Source organism: Formosa sp. A9 (assembly GCF_051200825.1).
In the GTDB taxonomy this organism is placed as follows: Bacteria; Bacteroidota; Bacteroidia; order Flavobacteriales; family Flavobacteriaceae; genus Formosa.
Map to the genome: position 1 here is coordinate 438,777 of NZ_CP195158.1, position 20,260 is coordinate 459,036.

General features: G+C 35.8%; 21 protein-coding genes. 15 read left to right on the plus strand and 6 right to left on the minus strand.

All coding sequences use genetic code 11. The features are described from left to right. The first annotated feature begins 16 nt into the window (after positions 1–16). From ACR9EA_RS01800 to ACR9EA_RS01810, 3 genes are read left to right on the plus strand one after another with little or no spacing between them, the layout of a single operon-like run. Entirely contained in the window at positions 17–739 is a 723-nt protein-coding gene (locus ACR9EA_RS01800; protein ID WP_435136663.1) for a polyprenol monophosphomannose synthase, read from the plus strand. 11 nt (positions 740–750) lie between these two features. After that, positions 751–2,097, plus strand: coding sequence for a dihydroorotase (locus ACR9EA_RS01805; RefSeq protein ID WP_435136666.1), 1,347 nt, complete (start codon positions 751–753; stop codon positions 2,095–2,097). After that, positions 2,097–2,561: a DUF4296 domain-containing protein gene (locus ACR9EA_RS01810; RefSeq protein WP_435136669.1), complete on the plus strand. Its 465-nt coding sequence runs from the start codon at positions 2,097–2,099 to the stop codon at positions 2,559–2,561. The genes ACR9EA_RS01805 and ACR9EA_RS01810 overlap by 1 nt, the downstream gene beginning before the upstream one ends. A 12-nt stretch (positions 2,562–2,573) precedes the next feature. Here the strand turns inward: ACR9EA_RS01810 and ACR9EA_RS01815 are convergent, their stop codons facing one another. Then, positions 2,574–3,587 (minus strand): NAD-dependent epimerase/dehydratase family protein, encoded by a 1,014-nt coding sequence (locus ACR9EA_RS01815; protein ID WP_435136671.1) that lies wholly within the window; start codon positions 3,585–3,587, stop codon positions 2,574–2,576. A gap of 85 nt (positions 3,588–3,672) precedes the next feature. Here ACR9EA_RS01815 and tyrS point away from each other — a divergent pair, with 85 nt between their 5' ends. Further along, entirely contained in the window at positions 3,673–4,977 is a 1,305-nt protein-coding gene (gene tyrS / locus ACR9EA_RS01820; protein WP_435136674.1) for a tyrosine--tRNA ligase, read from the plus strand. 180 nt (positions 4,978–5,157) lie between these two features. On the opposite strand, the gene ACR9EA_RS01825 is transcribed toward tyrS, so the two are convergent. The 3 genes from ACR9EA_RS01825 to ACR9EA_RS01835 all read right to left on the minus strand — a co-directional run bounded on the left by ACR9EA_RS01825 (position 5,158) and on the right by ACR9EA_RS01835 (position 7,523). Then, positions 5,158–6,138: an acyl transferase gene (locus tag ACR9EA_RS01825; RefSeq protein ID WP_435136677.1), complete on the minus strand. Its 981-nt coding sequence runs from the start codon at positions 6,136–6,138 to the stop codon at positions 5,158–5,160. 88 nt (positions 6,139–6,226) lie between these two features. Further along, the gene (locus ACR9EA_RS01830; protein WP_435136680.1) at positions 6,227–7,087 is read right to left on the minus strand and encodes a T9SS type A sorting domain-containing protein; all 861 of its coding nucleotides are present in this window, start codon (positions 7,085–7,087) and stop codon (positions 6,227–6,229) included. Positions 7,088–7,190: 103 nt separating this feature from the next. Continuing rightward, complete coding sequence (locus ACR9EA_RS01835; RefSeq protein ID WP_435136683.1) at positions 7,191–7,523, minus strand: T9SS type A sorting domain-containing protein; 333 nt, start codon at positions 7,521–7,523, stop codon at positions 7,191–7,193. Positions 7,524–7,725: 202 nt separating this feature from the next. Here ACR9EA_RS01835 and ACR9EA_RS01840 point away from each other — a divergent pair, with 202 nt between their 5' ends. Next, a complete protein-coding gene (locus ACR9EA_RS01840) occupies positions 7,726–8,409 on the plus strand; it encodes a response regulator transcription factor (protein WP_435136686.1) in 684 nt (227 codons plus the stop codon). Beyond that, complete coding sequence (locus ACR9EA_RS01845; RefSeq protein WP_435136689.1) at positions 8,409–9,452, plus strand: ATP-binding protein; 1,044 nt, start codon at positions 8,409–8,411, stop codon at positions 9,450–9,452. Before ACR9EA_RS01840 ends, ACR9EA_RS01845 begins: the two co-directional genes overlap by 1 nt. Here ACR9EA_RS01845 and ACR9EA_RS01850 read toward each other — a convergent pair. After that, on the minus strand, positions 9,435–10,481 hold the full coding sequence (locus ACR9EA_RS01850; protein ID WP_435136692.1) for a glycosyltransferase: 1,047 nt from the start codon (positions 10,479–10,481) through the stop codon (positions 9,435–9,437). The genes ACR9EA_RS01845 and ACR9EA_RS01850 overlap by 18 nt on opposite strands. A 173-nt stretch (positions 10,482–10,654) precedes the next feature. On the opposite strand from ACR9EA_RS01850, the gene trmB reads away from it, so the two are divergent. The 7 genes from trmB to ACR9EA_RS01885 all read left to right on the plus strand — a co-directional run bounded on the left by trmB (position 10,655) and on the right by ACR9EA_RS01885 (position 15,320). Further along, positions 10,655–11,329, plus strand: a complete 675-nt coding sequence (gene trmB / locus ACR9EA_RS01855; RefSeq protein ID WP_435136695.1) for a tRNA (guanosine(46)-N7)-methyltransferase TrmB — start codon at positions 10,655–10,657, stop codon at positions 11,327–11,329. Between the two features lie 3 nt (positions 11,330–11,332). Then, positions 11,333–11,968 carry a LysE family transporter gene (locus ACR9EA_RS01860; protein WP_435136698.1) on the plus strand — a complete coding sequence of 212 codons (636 nt, stop codon included), beginning with the start codon at positions 11,333–11,335 and terminating at the stop codon, positions 11,966–11,968. Next, complete coding sequence (locus tag ACR9EA_RS01865) at positions 11,968–12,300, plus strand: MGMT family protein (protein WP_435136701.1); 333 nt, start codon at positions 11,968–11,970, stop codon at positions 12,298–12,300. Before ACR9EA_RS01860 ends, ACR9EA_RS01865 begins: the two co-directional genes overlap by 1 nt. 202 nt (positions 12,301–12,502) lie before the next feature. Further along, a complete protein-coding gene (locus ACR9EA_RS01870) occupies positions 12,503–13,636 on the plus strand; it encodes a P-loop NTPase (RefSeq protein WP_435136704.1) in 1,134 nt (377 codons plus the stop codon). Between the two features lie 3 nt (positions 13,637–13,639). Beyond that, positions 13,640–13,879 (plus strand): NifU family protein, encoded by a 240-nt coding sequence (locus tag ACR9EA_RS01875; protein ID WP_435136707.1) that lies wholly within the window; start codon positions 13,640–13,642, stop codon positions 13,877–13,879. Positions 13,880–13,911: 32 nt separating this feature from the next. After that, positions 13,912–14,973, plus strand: coding sequence for an NAD(P)/FAD-dependent oxidoreductase (locus ACR9EA_RS01880; RefSeq protein WP_435136709.1), 1,062 nt, complete (start codon positions 13,912–13,914; stop codon positions 14,971–14,973). A 14-nt stretch (positions 14,974–14,987) separates the two neighbouring features. After that, positions 14,988–15,320, plus strand: a complete 333-nt coding sequence (locus ACR9EA_RS01885) for a ferredoxin (protein ID WP_435136712.1) — start codon at positions 14,988–14,990, stop codon at positions 15,318–15,320. On the opposite strand, the gene ACR9EA_RS01890 is transcribed toward ACR9EA_RS01885, so the two are convergent. Then, entirely contained in the window at positions 15,317–16,216 is a 900-nt protein-coding gene (locus tag ACR9EA_RS01890; protein ID WP_435136715.1) for a serine/threonine protein phosphatase, read from the minus strand. The two genes, ACR9EA_RS01885 and ACR9EA_RS01890, sit on opposite strands and share 4 nt — an antisense overlap. A 259-nt stretch (positions 16,217–16,475) precedes the next feature. Here ACR9EA_RS01890 and ACR9EA_RS01895 point away from each other — a divergent pair, with 259 nt between their 5' ends. Both ACR9EA_RS01895 and ACR9EA_RS01900 read left to right on the plus strand, forming a co-directional pair. Beyond that, positions 16,476–17,909 carry a TlpA family protein disulfide reductase gene (locus ACR9EA_RS01895; RefSeq protein ID WP_435136718.1) on the plus strand — a complete coding sequence of 478 codons (1,434 nt, stop codon included), beginning with the start codon at positions 16,476–16,478 and terminating at the stop codon, positions 17,907–17,909. A 6-nt stretch (positions 17,910–17,915) separates the two neighbouring features. After that, entirely contained in the window at positions 17,916–20,240 is a 2,325-nt protein-coding gene (locus ACR9EA_RS01900) for a hypothetical protein (RefSeq protein WP_435136721.1), read from the plus strand. Positions 20,241–20,260 lie beyond the last annotated feature (20 nt).

Genomic DNA, 20,260 nt, shown 5'->3' on the forward strand with positions numbered 1-20,260 from the left:
CTTTAATAGCATTTAAGTGAGAGACTCTATAGTCATTATCCCTACATACAACGAAATCGAAAATATAGAAAGCATCATACGTGCTGTATTTGCACAAGCCAAAGCTTTCGATATTTTGGTAGTCGATGATAATTCGCCAGACTTAACAGCGTTAAAGGTTAAGGAACTTCAAAAAGAATTTCCAGAGCAATTACATTTAGAAGTTCGGCAAGATAAATCGGGATTGGGTACGGCTTATATTCATGGATTTAAATGGAGCTTAAAAAAAGCGTATCGCTATATTTTTGAAATGGATGCCGATTTTTCGCATAACCCAAAAGATTTGGTACGTTTGTACGAGGCTTGTGCTATAGATGGTGGAGATTTAGCAGTAGGGTCGCGGTATGTAACAGGTGTAAATGTTATAAACTGGCCCATGAGCAGGGTGCTTATGTCGTATATGGCATCAAAATACGTACGCATGATTACCGGTATGAAAATACACGATACCACAGCGGGTTTTGTATGCTATAAGCGCGAAGTATTAGAAGCTTTAAACTTAGATAAGATTAAATTTGTAGGATATGCGTTTCAAATAGAAATGAAATTTAAAGCCTACATTAAGCATTTTAAAATTATTGAAGTGCCCGTAATTTTTACAGATCGAACCAAAGGAGAATCTAAGTTAAGCTCGGGGATTATTTCTGAAGCCATCTTTGGAGTCATCTCTATGAAATTGAAAAGTATATTTAAAACATAAAAAAGCATAACATGCAAGCAAGACAGGTGTTAATTAAAAACGCAAAAATTGTAAACGAAGGCGTTGTTTTTGAAGGCGATATTTTAATTGAAGGCGAATTTATTAAAGAAGTAGGAGAATCTATCAGCGCAAAATCATCAGATGTGCAAGTGTTTGATGCCGAAGGTAAATATGTGTTGCCAGGGGTTATAGACGATCAAGTACATTTTAGAGAGCCAGGTTTAACCCATAAAGCCGATATTGCTACCGAGTCTAAAGCTGCTATTGCAGGTGGCATTACATCGTTTATAGAAATGCCTAATACCGTTCCGCAAACAACAACTCTTGAAAAATTAGACGAGAAGTTTGCCATCGCCGAAGCGACATCGTATGCGAATTATTCGTTTATGTTTGGAGGTACTAACGATAATTTAGACGAAATTCTAAAAGTCGATACCAAAACTGTGGCTGCACTTAAATTGTTTTTAGGATCGTCTACAGGTAATATGTTAGTCGATAACCCTAAAGTATTAGAGGAAATTTTCTCGAAAGTGAATATGCTTATTGCTGTACATTGCGAAGACGAAGGTACCATAAAACGCAATATGGATATTTACACCGAAAAGTTTGGTGAAGATATTCCTATTAAACATCATCCAGATATCCGAAGCGAAGAAGCCTGTTATTTATCGTCGTCTAAAGCTATAGAATTGGCCAAAAAAACAGGCGCACGATTACATGTGTTTCATTTGTCTACTGGAAAAGAAACACAGTTGTTCAGTAATAAAATACCATTAAAAGATAAAAAAATAACAGCAGAAGTTTGTGTTCATCATTTGTGGTTTACAGATCAAGATTATAACAAAAAAGGCACATTAATTAAGTGGAACCCTGCAGTTAAAAGTGAAGCCGATAGAGACCAACTTTGGAAAGCTTTGCTAGACGACCGTATAGATGTTATTGCAACAGATCATGCTCCACACACATTAGACGAGAAACAGAATGTGTATACTAAAGCGCCGTCTGGAGGCCCTTTGGTACAGCATGCCTTACCTGCTATGTTAGAAATGCACCATCGCGGTGTGGTTTCTATAGAGAAAGTTGTAGAAAAAATGTGCCATAACCCTGCTATTTTATTCGAAATTGAAAAACGAGGTTTTATAAAAGAAGGCTATTATGCCGATTTGGTTTTAGTAGATTTAAATAATCCTTGGACAGTTAAAAAAGAAAATATTTTATATAAGTGCCAATGGTCTCCTTTTGAAGGGACTACGTTTAAATCTAGAATTACACATACATTTTTAAATGGTACTTTAGTGTATCAAAATTTTAAATTCAACGATGTTAAAGCTGCAAAACGCTTAACGTTTAATAGATAATGAGAATAGCAGTATTCCTTTTAAGTTTCGTTTTAGTGGTGTCTTGCCATAAGGTTAAAAAGCCAGAGCAACCAGAAAATCTGATGTCAGAAGACCAAATGGTTAATGTTATTATAGATATGGCCTTATTAACCGCAGCCAAAGGTGTAGACCGCGTAGCGTTAGAAGAAAAAGGTATTATGCCAGAAGCATTTGTGTATGAAAAACACCAAATAGATAGCTTGCAATTTGCTTTAAGTAGTAACTATTACGCGCACGACATTGCTGCTTACGAAGCTATATATGCTAAAGTGGATGATAGTTTAAAAGCGATAAAGGCCGTTATTAAACAGCAGCAAGACGAAGCAGAAGAAGCTAAACGTAAAGCCGATTCTCTTAAAAAAGTGGCTATGCCTAAAGTGAAGCCTCAGGAAGGCAAGAAAGTGATTAAGGGTATTAAGTTAGATAGTATTATTGCTAGGTAAAATAGGTTTAAATTATTTGCTTAAATCTTCAAGATAGCGTTTGCTAATCGTGTTAATACTTTGTGTAATAGGAATCCACTTGTAATTTAGTGTTTTTGTAATTTTTTTATTACTGTATACAGAGGTGTTGTTTATAGTACTGGCCATTTGTTTGCTTAGTTTTCGTCGTTTTCCGGTAAGTTTGCTAATTAGCCAATCTAAACGCCATGCAATTTGCGTTAATCCAGACGATACCTTTTTATACGGAGGTTTAACTTGTAAAGCTTTGGCAATATTATCAAGCAATTGTTTGTAGCTCCAATTTTCCGATACCAAAATAAAATTCTCGTTGGTAATATCACTTTGCATTAAGGCAATCATAATCGAGGTTACATCTTCTACATCTACAAAGCCTGTGCCTCCTGTAGCGTAATATTTTAGTCCGTTGTGTATTTGTTTAAAAAATGTGCCAGTACCGTGATTCCAGATTCCTGCGCCAAGGATTACGCCTGGGTTAATAATTACGGCATGTAAACCTTCCTGTGTGGCGCGCCAAACTTCCATTTCGGCACCATATTTTGTAATGGCATATACATTGTTGTCGGCTTCAGGGTTCCAATACGTTGTTTCTTGTATGGGATCTTGGTTTAACGACTCGCCCAATGTGGCCACAGAGCTTACATAACAGAGTTTGGTAACGCCTGTTTTAAGAGCAATGTTTACTATATTGGCAGTGCCTTCAATATTCGTACGACGTAATAAAGTGTATTTGTTAGGTTCGAAAGATACAAATGCAGCGCAGTGGTACACGAGGCTTATGTCTGTAAAAGCTTCGGTAAGTTGCGGGACATCCAGTATATCGGCTTCAAACCATTCTATTTTATTAAATAAAACGTCTACTTCTTTTGTGTAGTACGAAAACACACGTTTTACAATATCTAACTTGTGTTTAGACCTGTAAATAGCTCTTAACTTTTCGTTTTTAGTAGCAAGTTTGTATAATAAATGAGACCCAACAAGTCCTGTGCCTCCAGTAACTAAAATCATAAAACTAAGGTAAAGAATTATTTAATATAGGCAGAATTATATTACGATTTTTATCTTTGTACGAGATTATTAAAAATTAGAAATAATGACCAAAAATTTAGTTGAAGAATTAACGTGGAGAGGCTTGGTTCACGATATAATGCCAGGAACAGAAGAACAGTTAAATAAAGAAATGACGACGGTTTATATTGGGTTCGATCCTACTTCAGATTCTTTGCATATTGGAAGTTTAGTGCCTATTATTTTGTTGGTTCATTTAGAAAAATCTGGGCATAAACCTATTGCTTTGGTTGGAGGTGCAACGGGTATGATTGGTGATCCTTCAGGGAAAAGCGATGAGCGTAATTTGTTAGACGAAGCTACTTTAGCTAAGAATGTAGCAGGAATTAGAGGGGTGTTATCGCGATTTTTAGATTTCGATTCTGCCGAAAAGAATGCTCCAGTTTTAGTAAATAACTACGATTGGATGAAAACCTTCTCGTTTATAGAATTTGCGCGCGATGTCGGTAAACGTATTACCGTTAATTACATGATGGCTAAAGATTCTGTAAAAAAGCGTTTGTCTGGGGATTCTGGTGTAGGTATGTCGTTTACAGAGTTTACTTATCAGTTAATTCAGGGGTACGATTTTTACCATCTTCATAAAAATCACAATTGCTTATTACAAATGGGCGGAAGCGACCAGTGGGGCAATATAACCACCGGAACCGAATTGGTACGCCGTATGAATGTTGGAGAGGAGGCTAAAGCGTTTGCAATGACCTGTCCGTTAATTACAAAGGCCGATGGATCTAAATTCGGAAAAAGTGAAGGTGGTAATGTTTGGTTAGATGCCGATAAAACATCAGTTTATAAATTCTATCAGTTTTGGTTGAATGCTACCGACGAAGATGCCGAAAAATATATTAAAATATTCACGTTTTTAGATAAAGCTTCAATAGACGCTTTAATTTTAGAACACCAGGAAGCGCCGCATTTAAGATTGCTTCAAAAGAAATTGGCTGAAGAAGTAACAAGTTTTGTGCATTCTAAAGCCGATTTCGAAAATGCCGAAAAGGCTTCAAACATATTGTTTTCAAAATCCTTTAAAAATGATATTAAAGCTTTAGACGAAAAAACATTTTTAGATGTGTTTGAAGGTGTGCCAATGGCAGAATTACCAGCATCCGAATTACATGAAGGTGTAGATATGATTGCTGCTCTAGCGGCAAAAACCAACTTTTTAGGTTCTAATAGCGAAGCGCGTCGTGCGTTAAAAGAAAATGCTGTTGCCGTAAATAAAGAAAAAGTTGCAGAAGATTATAAATTAACAACAGACGATTTAATAAACAACGCTTATGTAATAATTAATAAAGGTAAGCGCAATACGTACATTATAAAGTTTGTGTAATAATAATGAAGCCGGGTTTATAAAAACAACCCGGCTTCAAAAAAACCAACTAACCATTAAAAACTAACCTTTCTTTGATGAAATATCAAAGATTGGAAGTATGTATGTAGTCGGTATTTAAGCTGTTAGATTTCAGGTTGTTTTGTCAATATTTTGTTAAATTTTATGGTTTGCTGCGTTTTAAAGTACCATAAGATTACAACCTCGAATATCGGAATTATCAAAGCGTCCAATAACTTCAAACGTATTGTTATTGTAGCACTTCCCTAAGTCTTGAGTGGCAATAAACGCGCAAGAATTTACATTGGCCAAATCTATGACATTAATGCCGCCTGAAGCATTGTCATCTAAAATAGTTAAGGCGTCTTCGGGATCTCTTGTTAAAATTTTCATCCATGGTGGGCAATTAAAAATACCATTGCCTTTGGAATAGCCCTGACTTAATAATTCGGTCATGCCATATTCGCTATGTATGTGTTGTACGCCAAAGCCCTGTTTAAGAATTTGGTGCAATTCGGTTCGTATTAATTCTTTTCTGCGACCTTTCATGCCTCCGGTTTCCATAACAATCGTGTTTTTAAGATTAAATTGTTGCTGCTCTACCAAGTCTAATAAAGCAAACGACACGCCTATTAAAAGCACAGGTTGACCTTTGGCATCGAGGCGTTTTAGGGTTTCGGATAACTCTGATAAATTGTTTAAATAAAATCCGCTTTCCGGATGTTTGGACTGGTTAATTAAATCGTTAACCATATAAATTAAAGACGAGCCATTGCGTTCTAGATACGCGGGTAATAACGCTAAAATAACATAATCTTCTACATTGCCATAGTATAACTGAAATGCCTTTCTGAAACTGGTTTCGTAAATAGAGAGTTGTGTTACGTGGTGTTTGCTGGTTAGGTTTCCAGTTGTACCACTACTAGAAAAAGTTTCTTGTATTGGTGCGTTAGAGCTTAAAATATCTCTGGTTTTAAAAAAGTCTATTGGTAAAAAGGGTATGTCTCTGTACGACGAAATGTCGCTTGGGTGAACATACAGTAAATCGCAAAACGAGCGATACACTTTATTGTTTTGAAATTGAAATTTAAATACGTTTAAAGCCTGGGTGTTAAATTCGTCTTCAGTTTTAATATTAAAAATGGCTTCGGTATTAATCATAATTTCATTTAAAATGTGATAACAAAAATAACTAAAATAAAAAAAGCGTTACCAATGAGTAACGCTTAAAATTCGTAAAGGCTAAAACTTAGTTTTTAATAAGTTTTTTGGTTACACTAGTGCCGTTTTGCGATATTTTTATAAGGTATAATCCGTTTTTTAATCCAGATAAATTTACCGTATTGTTTTGTAATGTTTCATTTAATACATTTTTGCCTAAAACATCAAAAAGACTAACTGTTATAAGTCCTGTTTTAGTACTGTTAATGCTAACTGTATTTTGGTTTGTTGGATTTGGAAATAAACGAAACTGCGATATTTGTTTGCTGGCGATAGATAAAGTTGGATTGTAGTCGCCAATACCAGACATAATAGTTTCGAAAGCTGTGCCTTCTTGGCAAGTGCCTTGTCCGTCTAAAGCTTTAGGTGTGCCAAAAGTCCAATTGTCTGCGTTAAAAGTACCTGCATTAGCTTTGGTGCCATTGTCGCGTTTGGCGTAAGAGTCGGTATATTCCCAAGGCGTATCGGTGCCATCTTTATCGGTTTCACCATATTGGTCAATAACTGTAGATGTTGCTGTTTCGATAAGTCTTACACGATCGTCTCCGTTATTGTCTACCGCCGAGCTGTTAGAAATAATATGTGTTGTTGCCGAAGGGAATTCAGTATTAAAAATACTTAAATCGTCTTCTTTTACAATGTAAACAAAAGCGTCGGTTACAGTGCCTAATGCAGATAGGTCTTGTGCATTAGACCACTCGGTGTTGCTGTTAGATTGTTTTTCCAGGCTGTATTTAGTGAAATCTACAGCGCCTTCAGCATAAATTTCTACAAATTTTGGGCTGCCGCCCGTACAGTCGCCATCTACAATAGCAGTAATGATTGGGCCTTGCGCCCAACAGTACGCAGATGTGATGATGCTTAAAGCAGAAAAGTAAAGTTTTTTCATATTTGTTTTTATTTAAAGATTAATAAAAACAAATATACTTAATGCAATATCTTAGGGGAAATCGCGTTGTTATATTTCATAATAACTTAACGAACGCAGGAACTTAGCGCACAACAAGTTTTCGGGTGTACGATTTGTTGTTTTCTTTAATTTTAATAATGTAAATACCAGCTGTTATTTTAGAAATATTTAGTTCTTTTCCAAAAAGGGTGGCGCTGTAAATAGATTTACCTAAAACATTAAAAATCTCAATTTCTTTTGTTAAATTGTCTTTGGTAATAATGAATAACTTGCCGTTGCTCACTGGGTTAGGGTAAATAGAAATCTCTTCGCTATTTTGGATTGAAGTTTTATCTGCACTCTGGGCTAGAGCGGAAAACGACAAAGCAAAAAACAAAAAGCAACCAATAAACGTAACGAGGTAGTTTTTTTTCATATGCAATTTACGAATTAGGATAAAGATAATAATTTCCGTTCAAAATCTATTCCAAATTTTGATAAATAGGTGTTTTATTCGATTTAAATTACCATTGTGTAAGATTCAAGTTACGTTATTGTTATTAATAATTTCAGTTTTATAAAAGATTGTTATTAATTTTATCTTTGGCGTTGGAATTAAAAATTCTTAATATTTTAAAATGGGAAAAAAAGACATTAAAATTTTATTGGTTGATGACGAGCCAGATATTTTAGAAATTGTGGGTTACAACCTTAGCTCTGAAGGTTACGAAGTAATTACAGCCGAAAATGGTATAGAAGCTGTGAAAAAAGCCAAGAAAGAGCTGCCGCAGCTTATTATCTTAGATGTGATGATGCCAGAAATGGATGGTATTGAAGCTTGCGAACAAATAAGAAATATTCCAGATTTAAACGATACCATTATTACTTTCTTAACCGCTAGAGGCGAAGATTATTCGCAAGTGGCAGGTTTTGATGCTGGTGCAGACGATTATATTACTAAGCCTATAAAACCAAAAGTACTGGTAAGTAAGGTTAAAGCGCTATTAAGACGTGTTAAAGAAGAAGAATCTAACGACTCAGTAGTTAATATTGGAGCTTTAACGATTAACCGAGACGAGTATAAGATTATTTTAAAAAATGAAGAAATTATTCTACCGCGAAAAGAGTTTGAATTATTGTCTTTATTAGCTTCTAAGCCAGGAAAAGTGTTTAAACGCGAAGAAATTTTAGATAAAGTATGGGGTAACGAAGTGGTTGTTGGTGGCCGTACAATAGATGTACATATTCGTAAACTTCGCGAAAAAATTGGAGACGATTGTTTTAAAACCGTAAAAGGAGTAGGGTATAAGTTTGTAGATTAATGCCGAATCAGATAAAAAAAACATACAAGTTTGCGATTAAAACATCGCTATACATTACGTGTATTTTAACGCTCTTAATGAGTGTTTTTTTATACGCTTTCTTTTCCTTAAAAATCATACCGATTTTATGCTTTATTTTAGTGTGCTATGTGGTGTGTTTTGGAATTATCCAATATCGTGTAGAGCGTTTTATTTACAGACGAGTAAAGAAAATATACGACGATTTAACGTTGTTGGAGTCTACTAGCCTGCGTAAAAAACAAATTACCACCGATATGGCTACTCTTACCCAAGAGATCGATAAGTATGCGCGAGGAAAAAAGATTGAAATCGAATCGTTAAAGGTTCGTGAAGAGTACCGAAAGGAATTTTTGGGTAACGTATCTCACGAACTTAAAACCCCGTTATTTACAGTTCAAGGGTACATTTTAACCCTTTTGGATGGTGCTATCAACGACAAAAATATTCGCGAAAAATATCTGGATCGTGCGAGCAAAGGGGTAGAGCGCCTTATTTACATAGTAAACGATTTGGATATGATTACCAAATTGGAAGTTGGCGATTTAAGTTTAAAAATAGAAGCGTTCGATATTGTGGAACTAATCTCTAATGTTTTTGAAATGTTCGAGATGAAAGCCGCTAAAAAACGCATCACCCTAACATTCGATCGCGCCTATAATGAGCCTATTATGGTGAAAGCCGATAAGGAACGTATACAGCAAGTGCTTAATAATTTGGTGGTAAATTCCATAAAATATGGACATGATAAAGGGACTACCGAGGTAAGCATAGAAAACTTAATTAAAAACAAAGTCATTGTTCGTGTAACCGATAATGGCGAAGGTATAACACAAAATAATATTCCTAGATTGTTCGAACGTTTTTACCGCGTAGATAAAAGTGGATCGCGTAAAGAAGGTGGCTCTGGCTTAGGCTTGTCTATCGTAAAACATATTATAGAAGCCCACGACGAAAAAATTTATGTGGAAAGCGATTTTGGTGTAGGTAGCGAATTCTCCTTTACTTTAGAAAAGGTGAAATAACGGACTTAAATCTGTGGTGTTTTTAAAATTGCTAAGACCTTTATAAGCGGCTACATTTTCTAATAAACCCAAGTTAAAATCATCTTGTTTACAATACGGTACCAGTTTTAAATCGTGTAAACGTTTGGCGAGATATTCTTGTTCAAATTGTCCGGGTGTAGGAATAAAAAAGGCTTTTTTCTGTAATACTGATAAATCCATTACGGTGGTATATCCCGATCGCGACAGCACTAAATCGCTTGAGTTAATTGCGGTTTGTAGCTCTTTACCGGTCATAAAATTGTAAATTGTTAAATTATTGTGCTGTGTTACTTGTTGTTCAGCTTCAATAACACCTTTTACAAAAAGAATGGTTCTACTGTCGTTTTTAAAGGCCTGTAATAGTTTGTCTTCAAGTAGGGTGCGCTGAGGTTCTGGTCCAGATAATAAAACAAGAATATCGTATTTTTTCTCTAATGATGAAGGTGAAAACCTGCTTAAGGCGCCCATGTATTTTGTGGGAATTTCCAAATCGGTTACATGGCCTAGTTTACCACTTAGGCTAGGTTCTTCTTTAAAATCGGGCACCCAACACTCGTTGAATTTTTTAATAATACGTTGATGCATTTTGGTGCTCAACCATGTGGTGGAGCCGCTTAATACTTGTAGTTGATGTGTAATAAAAACCGACGGAATTTTTTTGCTGTGCACACCCAACCTGTTGTCGGATATAATGCCGTCAATATGATAGTCGGTAATAATTTGTTTTGTAGCTTTTTTTTCGGCTTTAATGGCTTTTACCAGTTTAGGCGAGTCTTTAAGTAGTTTCAGTTTAAAGTGTTGTCCTTTTTTTGCATAAGTAATGTTGTACCCAGGTAAAGCAATGCTTTCTAAGTCGGGAAATTCTTTATTTAATAAAGATAGGGCTACGCCATCGCTCGCGATAACGGGGGTGAATCCGTTAGTAATTAATTGGTTAATAATAGGAATACATCGTGTGGCGTGACCTAACCCCCAATTTAACGGGGCAACAAGAATGCGTTTACTCATGAATAGTATATATTGAAAACTAAAGGTCTAAAAATTGTTCTACAAACACATCACCTAAACTTTATAAAAACACATTTAAATTATTAATTTTTAAAACAAAAGGAAAAATAATTGTAAAGTAGCGGTAGTCTGCCGTATTTTTGCAACTATTTTATAAGGATAAATTTACAATTGTGGGAAGCAAAAATAAACTTAAGCGATTTAGAGAAAACGAAACTTTTAATAATGTTGTTCAGCCAAGTCGAGAAGAGCTTGTAAATGGCGATTTTGATTTAAAAGGAAAATGGAATAGTACGTTTTTTAAAAATGATAACCCTTTAGTTTTGGAGCTAGGTTGTGGTAAAGGAGAATATACTGTAGGTTTAGCCAAAAAATTTCCCAATAAAAATTTTATAGGTATCGATATTAAAGGCGCTCGATTTTGGCGTGGTGCTAAAACAGCGGTCGAAGAAAATATTGGTAATGTTGGATTTTTACGCACACAAATAGAGCTTATCGAACATGCTTTTGCAGCTGAGGAAGTCGATGAAATTTGGATTACATTTCCAGATCCGCAAATAAAATACAAACGCACGAAGCATAGAATGACAAATAGTGCGTTCCTGAAAAAATATAAATCTATTTTAAAGCCCGATGGTGTGGTTAACCTTAAAACAGACAGCGAGTTTATGCACGGGTATACATTAGGGTTGTTGCATGGCGAAGGCCACGAGGTACTTTACGCGAATAACGATGTGTACCACCAACATGGCAGTCCAGACGAGGTTACTTCCATACAAACATTTTACGAGTCGCAATATCTGCAAATAGGAAAAGCCATTACATTTATCCGTTTTAAAATTAAATAGGTTTTGAACATCACGTTGGTCTTTTGTATTGGGTTAATTATTGCCATGGTTGGGGTTATTCCTCCTGGCTTGTTAAATATGACGGCGGCAAAAATTAGCTTAAAAGAAGGACATGCCCGTGGTATAGTGTTTTCTATTGGCGCATGTTTAATTGTGCTATTGCAAACTTTTGTTGCAGTTATTTTTGCGAGATACCTAACTAAGCACCCCGATATTGTAGATGTTTTACAACGTGTGGCATTGGTTATTTTTATCTTAATTTCTGTATATTTCTTTTTTGTAGCTAAAGGCGATGGCGATGTAGGAAACAAAAATGCACCAGAGGTTAGAAGCAAAAAAAGTAGATTTTTTCAAGGCATGTTTATGTCGGCTTTAAATATGTTTCCGATTCCATTTCAGGCATATATGAGTGTGACTTTAGCTTCGTTTGGCTGGTTAACTTTCGAGCAGTCTAATATTATAGCCTATGTTTTTGGTTCGGCAACAGGGTCGTTTGTGATGCTTTATGTGTATATGTTTTTTTTCGATAAAATAGAAAGTAAAACATTCACCTCGCAAAAAAATATGAATCGTTTAATAGGGTCTATTACCGGTATAGTCGCTTTGGTAACTTTAATTCATGTAATTAAGGAATTGTAATGAAACCAGAAACCTTAGATTTTTTTGATAGAGTTTATGCGATTGTAAGGCAAGTACCCATTGGGCGCGTTACCAGTTATGGGGCTATTGCACGTTATTTAGGTGCAGTACGAAGCGCCAGAATTGTGGGTTATGCTATGAATGCAGCGCATAATCTAGAGGACGTGCCTGCACATCGGGTAGTGAACAGAAACGGAATGTTAACAGGTAAATTTCATTTTGAAGGAAGTAAGCTCATGCAGCAGTTATTGGAAAGTGAAGGCGTGCAGGTTGAAGCAGATCAGGTGCAGGATTTTAAACAGGTGTTTTGGGATCCTTCAGAAGAACTCTAGTGTAGCGGCAGGTATAAATTTAGTTAATAGATGCTATCAATCATTTCAATATTAGTACTTCAATTTCTAAACAATTCACACTATATTTGCATATTAGAATTAATCTAAATAGTTTAAGACGAGGAGTTTGTGAAATCGATTAATTTTGAAAGGGTTATATCCTTAAAACAAACAAAAAACAAGCTCTGTAAATAGCAGTATAATGAAGATTAAAAAAGAAGATATAATAAAAGCGTTACAAACCATTACTGTTCCTGGCGAAGGTCAGAATATGGTTGAAAGTGGCGCGGTAACAAACGTTAATGTTTTTGGCGACGAGGTGGTAGTCGATATTACCATTGCCAACCCGAGTTTGCAAGCTAAAAAGAAAACTGAAGTCGATATTTTAAAAACCATTCACGACTTGGTATATCAGAAAGCAAAAATTAAAGTGAATGTAACGGTTAATGCCCCTGCAAAACCTAAAAACGAAATAAAAGGTAAACCCATACCGGGCATTAAAAATATTATAGCTGTAGCGTCTGGTAAAGGCGGTGTAGGAAAATCTACCGTTACCGCAAACTTAGCCGTAACGCTAGCCAAAATGGGCTTTAATGTTGGTGTTTTAGATGCCGATATTTACGGGCCTTCCATGCCAATTATGTTCGATGTGGAACACGAAAAACCATTGGCGGTAAACATCGATGGCAAATCGAAAATGAAACCGATAGAGAATTATGGGGTGAAAATCCTATCTATCGGATTTTTTACTAAACCCGATCAAGCCGTAGTTTGGCGTGGCCCTATGGCGGCTAAAGCCTTAAACCAAATGATTTTTGATGCGCATTGGGACGAATTGGATTTCTTATTACTGGATTTACCTCCAGGAACTGGCGATATTCACCTAAGCATCATGCAATCACTCCCAATTACTGGAGCAGTGGTAGTAAGTACGCCGCAAAACGTGGCACTGGCAGATGCTAAAAAAGGTGTAGCGATGTTCCAACAAGACAGTATTAACGTGCCAGTGTTAGGAATAATTGAAAACATGGCGTATTTTACACCAGCCGAATTGCCAGATAATAAATATTATATTTTTGGCGAAGCAGGTGCCAAAAACCTAGCAGAAGATTTAAACGTGCCATTTTTAGGCGAATTACCGTTGGTGCAAAGCATCCGTGAAGCGGGCGATGTTGGTAGACCAGCGGCCTTGCAAACGGCAACACCATTAGAGAAATCTTTTGAAACATTAACGCAAGCTGTTGTTCAGGAAGTGGTGAATAGAAACGATAACTTACCGCCAACAGAAGCAATTAAAATTACGACTATGGCTGGCTGTTCAGCTGTTAAAAAATAAGGTATGACCTCAGAAGAATTAAAATTAAATGTAGAGAAAGCTCTCGACGAAATTCGTCCGTTTTTAGAAAGCGATGGCGGTAATATTTCTCTTATTTCTATTGAAGACGACAAATTGGTGAAGGTACAATTAGAAGGCGCTTGCGTTGGCTGTAGTGTAAACCAAATGACCTTAAAGTCTGGTGTAGAAATGACCATTAAAAAATATGCTCCGCAAATCGAGCAAGTTATTAATGTAGAATAAAGCAAGCCTTTGCTATTTAAGTCACCTAACAAATGATTAAAACCGACATCCTAATTATAGGAGCAGGCCCAACTGGATTGTTTACAGTATTTGAAGCTGGATTATTAAAATTAAAGTGCCATTTAATCGATGCCTTACCACAACCAGGCGGCCAATGTTCCGAAATTTACCCGAAGAAACCGATTTACGATATTCCAGGATTCCCTGAAGTTTTAGCAGGCGATCTTACCAAAAATTTATTGGAACAATGTAAGCAGTTCGAACCAGGTTTTACTTTGGGCGAACGTGCCGAAACTTTAGAAAAACAAGAGGACGGCAGCTTTATTGTAACCACAAATAAAGGCACACAACACCATGCGCCTGTGGTAGCTATCGCTGGTGGTTTGGGGAGTTTTGAACCGAGAAAACCGTTAATAAGCAATATTGCTAGTTTCGAAGATAAAGGCGTTGAATATTTCATTAAAGATCCAGAAATGTATCGCGATAAACGTGTGGTTATTTCTGGTGGTGGCGATTCTGCTTTAGATTGGTCTATTTTCTTGGCCGATGTCGCTTCCGAAGTGACTTTAATCCACAGACGTAACGAGTTCCGTGGTGCTTTAGATTCTGTTGAAAAAGTTCAAGAATTAAAATCGAAAGGCAAAATCAATTTAATCACCCCAGCCGAAGTTATCAACGTAGTTGGTCATGGTAAAGTTGAAGGTGTTGTCGTGGCGCAATCGAAACATATAGAAAAGGAATTTATTGTAGAAACGGATCACTTTATTCCGCTTTTTGGTTTATCACCAAAATTAGGGCCTTTAGGAAATTGGGGCTTGGAGATTGAAAAAAATGCCATTAAAGTGAATAATGCTCTGGATTATCAAACTAATATTCCAGGTGTGTTTGCGATTGGCGATGTAAATACCTATCCAGGAAAATTAAAACTGATTTTATGTGGTTTTCACGAAGCGACATTAATGTGTCAGGCGGCGTATCAGATTATCAATCCGGGAAAAAAATACGTTTTAAAATATACTACCGTTAGCGGTATCGATGGTTTTGATGGCACGAGAAAAGAAGCCGAAAAAGCCGTTGTTAAATCAATAGAATAGAGTAAAAAATTGCAATGGAACAAGATGTAAATATTAAAATTACCGATCGAGATGGCGTAACCCACGATATTGTTGCACCTACCGATATGGCTATGAATTTAATGGAAGTTGTACGCTCGTACGAGCTCGCCCCAGAAGGCACTATTGGTGTTTGTGGTGGTATGGCCATGTGTGCCTCTTGCCAATGTTATGTGGTAAGCGACACCGAACTTCCGGAAATGCAAGACGACGAAGAAGCCATGTTGTCTGAAGCGTTTCATGTGCAAGACAACAGCCGTTTAGGTTGCCAGATACAAATTACGCCAGAAATGGAAGGTTTGGAAGTTATTTTAGCGCCAGAAAGTTAATGGGTTTTATAATCTATTAATTTTTTTGGCCCTTCTAGTACCGTGCGTACAATTCTAAAATAACCATCGTCCGTCGTGGCGGTGTCCCATTTTATTAGCGAAATTTCACCCTTTTCAATTTCTATGCCCGTTATACTGTGCGGATGTACACAGCTGCCATCGTTAAAAAAAGCGATATGACCAGGCTGCGGAAACCTTGGCCTATGTGTGTGACCAACTATGGTTATAAGGTTGTTTTTACTGCGAATCCAATTTTTTATGCGGCGTTCTATACGGATAAGTTCGGTGTAGTTTTTACCCGGACTCGTGGGGTCGGCAATACCCATAACATTTAGCGGTTTCCATAATATTCTAACCATAAACCGACTCAACTTCCAACATTTATAATTCCACCAATCTGCTTGATGTCCGTGGGTTAAAAAGACTTCTTGCTGTGTTGTTTTATGCTTTAAAATAATACCTTCATAAAAAGTAATGTCGGTAAAGAGTTCTTTATGAAGCCCCGTTTTTGCATCAAAATAAGTGTGTAAATGCTTCTTTACATAGTTTTGTTTTCGGTATACCATGTCGTGATTTCCCCAAATAACATCCAGACGTTTTTCGTCGTAAAAACACTTCATTAGCATATATACATTGGTATGCGCTTCAAAAATAGACTTAAAGTTTAGGTTCTCCCAAAGCTCGTCGCCATCTCCTAATTCGCAATAATGAAATCCGTTTTTATAATACTGTTTTAAAGCGTGGTAATATATGTTTCGGTTACGTGCAAAATCATCGGCAATACTGTTGTCACCTCTATGGCAATCACTAAAAAAAATGAATTTAGACGTGTCGTCGAATTCAATAATTTTCGCGGTATCGTAAGCGTTATGTAATCGTTTTTGAGATGATAGCATGGATTAAATATAACTAAAACCATTGTGATTTGTAAGCGAAAAATAACTTTAATCGTTTGGCTTTAGCATGATGATTTTTCTAAAGTTTAATAGCTGTGTTAGAATAGTTTATGTAAGAGTTTTAAAATTAAATAGTTATATTTAATAATTGTTGTTATTTGAATTAAAAAGAACAAACTAACTTAACCTTCAGTTTATGTTTCGAAAATTTTTGTTTATCTCAAACAAATTAGTTGCGCTATGTGTACTCATTACTGTCATGAGTTGCCAGCAAAAAATCAATGATGTTACCATTACAGGACAAATTATTGGTGATATTCCCGAAAATATTAATTACACTTTACCTATTAACGGCATCGACTTTATTGGGTTTAACCAAATGGTTCGGCCCGATTCGCTAGGTAATTTTAAAATTACATTGGCTGTTACAAAAGCGAGTTTTGTAGAATTATCTCAAGAATATAAATCTTTTGGAACTGTTATTGTCGAACCCGAAATGCATTATCAAGTGTTGATAGATAATACCGAAAAGAAACCAAAATTTAAAGTAACAGCTCATAATGCCAAAGGTCAGGAACTTTACAATAAAATCACTAATCGAAATATGATTACTGGTCATTTTGAATTAGAGGCAAATTCGTATTTTAAAGACTCTGTACCTTCTGCTATTGAAACCAAAATTAAGCAAAGCTTGGTAACCGAAATGACTGAATATCAAGCGCTACTAGAAAAGCATGACATTTCAGAAGACTTTTATCAATTAGTTGCTACCGATCGTGGCTATTTTTATGCAGGAGCACAAGGTAGCGTTGCCTTTTTAAATTTTTTATATGAAGAAAGAAACCAAAACACCTTAAACAAAGATCAATATAATAAACTTTGGAGTGCTGTTTTTCAGTCTTACCCAGCATCCAATCCCGAATTGTTGCGTTCGCCATGGTTTTATTATTACACACAAAATTATTTGCGATATCAAGAGTTTCTAGAAAATGAAGTAGATACAGATTCGTTAATTGGCTTAAGAAATCAAGGAAAAATTAATACGTATCAAATTAATCAAGCAAAAAAGCACTTATCTGGTGAGCAGTTAGAGTATTATTATGCGGCTTTTTTATATGATGTATCTATATCTAAAAATTACGAAAAAGAACTCATCCCGTTATTTGAAGCATTTAAAACCACTTACTCACAGAGTGCCTATAGCCCATTTATAGCTCCAGAAATAGAAAACATTGTTGCGTTTCACAACAAACAAAAAGACAGCTTAAACACAAACACTACATTTATAAATAACACCGATAGCTTAAATACCTTAAAAGAAGTTGTAAAAACATTAAATGGCCACAGGTATTATGTAGATGTTTGGACTACTTGGTGCTCACCCTGCAAAAAAGAGTTTGCACACAATTCTGAACTTTATAAGCTGTTAAAGGCTAAAAATATCACTCCTTTATACATTTCAATAGATCGAGATGAGAAAGCCACACAATGGAAACAAATGATTGCGTTTTATGGTTTAGAAGGCTATCAAATTCGAGCAAACAAAGCGTTATATAACAACTTAAAACAATTATACGAGGGAAACACCTTTGCAATACCTTGGCATATTTTGGTAGATAGCGATGGTGCAATTATTAAAAAACATGTGAGTGGTCCGTCTAAAATTGAAAAATTGATAAGCGAATTAAATTAAATTGAAATGAATGCCTTAACTTCTATTTTAAATATTTTACCACTGCCTAATACAAACAAAACGTGCTTTGCATTATTTGTTGTCGTTTTGGGTTTTACGGGCAATTGCATATGGGCACAACAGTCACCTAGCATACCCAACAGCCTTGTAGATAATATCACTAAAAACGCATTAAATTATCTGCAAGAATCTGTTTACCTGCAAACCAGCAAAGGCATTTACGAAACAGGCGAAGATTTATGGTTTAAAGCGTATGTTTTAAACAGTCAGTATTTAATTCCTTCCGATTTAAGTAACACCTTATACGTGCAATTGGTAGAAGATCAAACCGATGTTGCAGTATGGCAAGAACGGTATTCCATCGAAAAAGGATTTGTAAACGGACATGTGTTTATTCAGGATACTTTAAAGTCGGGCACGTATCGCTTGGAAGCCTTAACATCTGAGTCGTTTTACAAAAACACGCAAGACTTTAAAAGTGCTCGTAAACTTATTATTGTAGATCGAATTTCCGATTTTGCTAAAGATTCCATCACTAAAACCAACGAAATTGATTTTGATTTTAAGTTATTTCCAGAAGGCGGCCACTTGGTATCTGGCATACAAAGTACTGTAGCCTTTAAGGCTATTGATGCTAAAGGGCAACCAAAAACTATTTCGGGAACTTTATTAGAAAATGATAAACCATTACTGGATTTTAAAAGCACACATGCAGGCATGGGGGCATTTATTTTTACACCAGACATCACGAAAACATATCGCATCACATTAAACGATTCACTAGGTCAAAAAACAGTTTCGCTTCCAAAAATAGAACCTCAGGGGCAAGTCATGCAGTTAGTAACCAACAGCAATGAAGCTATTACTTTAAAAATTTCAAAATCACCGGGTTTAGAAACAGAAATGATTTATGTGCGCGTTCAGGTTCGAGGCGTGGTGTACACCATAGCCAAAACCCTATTGGATGAAGCGCAAATTGTAAGTATTCCTGTAAATGATATGCCACAGGGCATTGCTGAGATTACCTTGTTTAATCAGGATTTACAGCCAGTAGCCGAACGTTTGGTATTTGTAAAACAATATCAGAAATTGCATATAAAAACTGTTTTAGACAAAAGCGAATATCTAACAAAAGAACAGGTTAAATTAAATATAAAAGTCGTAGACCAGAATGGCAATCCACAAATCGCACATCTAGGTTTAAGTGTTTACGATGCCATGTACAACAACCCGAACGACACCAAAACCATTGCAAGCCATTTTCTGTTAACCGAAGAATTAAAAGGAAATTTACACGACCCCAGTTATTATTTTAAAGACGAAAATGAAAATAGAAAACAAGCCTTAAACCTCTTATTGCTTACTCAGGGATGGCGAGCTTATACTTGGGGCGAACAAAACCTGAAACAATTGGACATAAAGCGTCAACTCGCAGTAAAAGATACTTTAATTGGTAAAATTCACGCCAGTAAACAAAAAGACAGAGCCCTTTTATCGCAACAATATGTCATAGCATTTACGGCCGAAGATAGCGGTAAGAATCTCATTGAAGTCGATTCTATAGGGAGATTTACAGTGTTGCCAGAATATATTAGCCAAGCCAATGGCGGCTATTTATATTTAAAGCTATTGCAGAACGATCCTAACAAAAACATGTCTATAGCCATACACGATCCTACCTTTAAGACTATTAATCAAATTAAAAAACAGAAAACATTTATATACCCTATAAATTTTAATAGCAAACTTTTAGAGTTAAAACCAGAGGAAAATTACACGTCTTATAAAGACATGAATCAGCTTGACGAAGTCATGCTAACCGCTAAAAAAGAACGGGTGTTTAGAGATAAATACATGGGAACTTTGGATAGTTTGGCAAAATTGGATGTAACGATAGATTATCTTTGTAAAAATGGAGTTTTAAATTGTATAAAACATGCTGCTTCAGGAAAAATCCCAATTCCAGGAAATACCTACGATTACTATGTCGGGAGAGAAATTCAACAAGTTATATATAAGGAACAGATTAAAAAAAACTTTACTGAAGAAGAATTGTTAAAGTTGTTTAATGTGAGTTGTGTTAAAGGAGTCTATATTCAAAAAGTGTTTTACGAGCCTGTTTACGATTTGGACGAACAAATTAATGGCTTTCCAGATTACAGAAATACCTTGTATTGGAAACCCGATATCATTACCGATACAAACGGACAAGCACAAATTACCTTTTACTGTTCAGATATCAATACTAAATTTTTAGGTGCTATAGAAGGTATAAATGGTTCGGGTGCTCTAGGAAGAGAGGAATTCGAGTTTTTTGTAAAAAAAAGATAAACCTTAGTTTGTATAGTTTT